Origin of the sequence: Ramlibacter sp. (assembly GCF_028292805.1) — a bacterium.
In the GTDB taxonomy this organism is placed as follows: domain Bacteria; phylum Pseudomonadota; class Gammaproteobacteria; order Burkholderiales; family Burkholderiaceae_C; genus Ramlibacter.
The window spans coordinates 1-2715 of the sequence record NZ_JAQGLS010000088.1; the positions used below are offsets into that span (position 1 = coordinate 1).

At 72.8% G+C, this 2715-nt stretch carries 2 protein-coding genes; both read left to right on the top strand.

The annotated features are described in order from the left end of the window. Window positions 1-1761, top strand: a 1761-nt coding sequence (glnE, locus tag JWP65_RS04800; RefSeq protein WP_299760859.1) for a bifunctional [glutamate--ammonia ligase]-adenylyl-L-tyrosine phosphorylase/[glutamate--ammonia-ligase] adenylyltransferase, incomplete at its 5' end; no start/stop codon positions are given. A 194-nt stretch (window positions 1762-1955) separates the two neighbouring features. After that, the coding region (locus tag JWP65_RS04805; RefSeq protein ID WP_299760861.1) for a TolC family protein at window positions 1956-2715 on the top strand (760 nt) is incomplete at its 3' end.

Consider the following 2715-nt stretch of genomic DNA (forward strand, 5'->3'; position numbering starts at 1 on the left):
GAACTGCGCACGCGCCCCACGCTGCAGGCGCTGGAGCGGCTCGCCGCCGCCGGCCTGATGTCGGAGGGAACCGCGCGGGCGCTGGACGCTGCGTATGTCTTCCTGCGCCGCGTGGAGCACCGCATCCAGTACCTGGACGACCAGCAGACCCATGTGCTGCCGATGGGCACGCGCGACGACGACGACGGCGATTTGACCTGGATCGCCCGCACCATGGGCTACTCCGACTGCTGCCCGTTCCTGCACGAACTGGACAGCCACCGCGAACTGGTGGCCGAGGAGTTCGACAAGCTGCTGGGCGGCGGCACCATCGAGTGCAAGGGTTGCAACGGGCCCAAGTCGCCCCGCGCCGCGCCGCAGGATCTGGAGACCCTGCTCGAACAGCTGCCGACGCAATTGCGCCAACGGGTGGACCAGTGGCGCACGCATCCGCGCGTCATCGCGCTGCGCGACGACGCCCGCGCACGGCTGGTCAAGCTGGTGGGCCGCACCGCCCAGTGGCTGGAGCAAAAGCGCGTGAGCGAGGAAGCCGCGCTGCGCATGGCCGACTGGATCGAACCGCTGCTGCGGCGCGAGAGCTACCTGGCGTTGCTGGTGGAGCGGCCCGGCGTGCACGAGCGGTTGCTGCGCATCCTGGGCGCGGCGCGCTGGCCGGCGCGCTACCTGATCCAGCACCCGGGCGTGATCGACGAGCTGGCCAGCGACAGCATGCTGGCCGAGCGCTTTTGCGCCGAAGACTTCGAGCGCGAGCTGGAACACCGGCGTGAGTCGCTGCACATCACCGGCGAGGACGACGAGGAGACGCTGCTCAACCTGCTGCGCCGGGCCCACCACGCCGAGCTGTTCCGCACCCTGGCGCGTGACGTCGAGGGCGTGCTCACCGTCGAACAGGTGGCCGACGAACTGAGCGCGCTGGCCGACACCACGCTGCGCGTGACGGCCGGCTGGTGCTGGCAGCGGGTCAAGCAGCGGCACCGCGAGACGCCGCTGTTCGCCATCCTCGGCTATGGCAAGCTGGGCGGCAAGGAGCTGGGCTACGGCAGCGACCTGGACATCGTGTTCGTCTACGAGGACGACGACGAGCGCGCCCCGGAAGCCTACGCCGCCTTCGTGCGCAAGCTGGTCAACTGGCTCTCGACCAAGACGCCGGAGGGCGACCTGTTCGAGATCGACACGGCGCTGCGGCCCAACGGCAGCTCCGGCCTGCTGATCACGACCTTCCAGGCCTACGAGAACTACCAGCAGGGCCGCGGCAGCAACACCGCCTGGACCTGGGAACACCAGGCCATGACGCGGGCCCGCTTCGTGCTGGGCATCGAGCCGCTGCGGCCACGCTTCGAGGCGGTGCGCGAGGCCGTGATCACCGCGCCGCGCGACATCGCTGCGCTGGAGCTGGAGATCGAGGCGATGCGCGAGAAGGTGCGCGCCGCGCACCCGGTCAAGGCCGGCCTGTTCGACCTCAAGCACAGCCCCGGCGGCATGGTCGACGCCGAGTTCGCGGTGCAGTTCCTGGTGCTGTCGCAGTCCGCCAACCATCCCGAGCTGGTGCCCAACGTGGGCAATATCGCGCTGCTGCAGCGGGCCGAGTCCGCCGGGCTGCTGCCCGGGGGCGTGGGCCAGGCGGCGGCGGCGGCCTACCGCGAACTGCGGCGGCTGCAGCACTGCGCCCGGCTGAACGAAGAGACGACGCAGCTGCGGCACGACAAGCTGCCCGCCGAGCGCGCCGCCATCCTGGCGCTCTGGCAGCACGTGTTCGGCTGATCCGGCCGATCCCCGGACCGGGACGGCACCGGCGCCGGCGCCGCGCCGCGGCATGCGGTCTGCGGGCAGCCCGGTGCTGCCGCTGGCGCCAGCCACGCCTGATGGTAGGCTTGCGCGTTTTCGCGCCGCGGCCAGGCCCCACCCAGACCCAGGCCCGCACCCGCGATGCGCCCCATCGACCCGGGAAGGATCCAATGAAGCTGATACGCCTCCTCGCGGGGGCGGCCAGCCTGCTCTGGCTGGCCGGTTGCGCCGTGTCCCGTCCGCCTGATTCCGCTGCCGCCGCCGCGCCGCCGCAGTGGCATGCGCCGCTGCCGCACGGGGGCACGCTGGCCGACCTGCGCCAGTGGTGGCAGCAGTTCAACGACCCGGTGCTGGTCGACCTGGTGGAAGCCGCCCAGACGGTCAGCCCCACCGTTGCCAGTGCCGGCGCGCGCATGGTCCAGGCCCGCGCCGCCCGCACCGGCGCCGACGCGGCGCTGCTGCCCACGCTGGACGGCAGCGCCTCCGCCAGCCGCGGCAACAGCCAGCAAGGCGTGGCCGTGACCAGCACCATCGTGCAGAGCGGGCTGCAGTCGGCCTGGGAAATCGACCTGTTCGGCGGCAACCGCGCCGGCGCCGACGCGGCGCAGGCGCGGCTGGAAGGCGCCGAGGCCGGCTGGCACGACGCCCGCGTGGCGGTGGCGGCCGAGACGGCCAACAGCTACCTGAACCTGCGCACCTGCGAGCGCCAGCTGGCGGTGGCGCGCAACGACGCAGGCTCGCGGTCCGAGACCGCGCGCCTGACCGGCCTGAGCGCCGACGCCGGCTTCACCGCGCCGGCAGTGGCGGCGCAGGCCCGCGCCAGCGCCGCCGAAGGCGCGGCGCGCAGCACCCAGCAGCAGGCGCAGTGCGAACTGGAGATCAAGGGCCTGGTGGCGCTGACCGGCCTGGCCGAGCCCGACCTGCGGCGCC